Origin of the sequence: Agrobacterium sp. MCAB5, from assembly GCF_052114365.1 — a bacterium.
GTDB classification, from domain to species: domain Bacteria; phylum Pseudomonadota; class Alphaproteobacteria; order Rhizobiales; family Rhizobiaceae; genus Agrobacterium; species Agrobacterium tumefaciens.
This window is the reverse complement of record NZ_JBFREP010000280.1, coordinates 1-431: the sequence shown is the minus strand read 5'-3', so window position 1 is coordinate 431 and position 431 is coordinate 1. Positions and strand designations below refer to the sequence as shown.

The 431-nt window shown below is 58.0% G+C and carries 1 protein-coding gene; it reads left to right on the top strand.

All coding sequences use genetic code 11. From position 1 onward, the window contains the following. Positions 1-431, top strand: a 431-nt coding sequence (locus AB4Z23_RS28630; RefSeq protein ID WP_441361328.1) for a tyrosine-type recombinase/integrase, incomplete at both ends; no start/stop codon positions are given.

Below are 431 nucleotides of genomic sequence, written 5' to 3'. Positions count from 1 at the left end.
CCTCTACAGCGACGGCGGTGGCCTTTATCTGCAAGTCGCCAAGGGCGGATCAAAGTCGTGGATTTTCCGGTTCATGATTGCTGGCAAGCCTCGCTACATGGGGCTCGGCTCTATCGACACCTTTTCTCTCCGCGAGGCGCGGGAGAGAGCGAAGGAGGCTCGGAAACTCGTGGCGGACGGCATTGATCCTATTGACGCTCGCCGCGAGCGAGTAGCCGCAGCCCGTGCAGATGATGCAAAGCTTGTCAGCTTTTCGGAAGCCGCCGAGCGATACATCAAGGCCCATGCGGCGGGCTGGAAAAATCTCAAGCATGCGGACCAGTGGCGTAACACCCTCGCCACTTACGCTGATCCGGTCATAGGGTCGCTCTCGGTAGCCAAGGTGGATACAGCGCACATCATGCAAATTATTGAGCCTATCTGGACAGAGA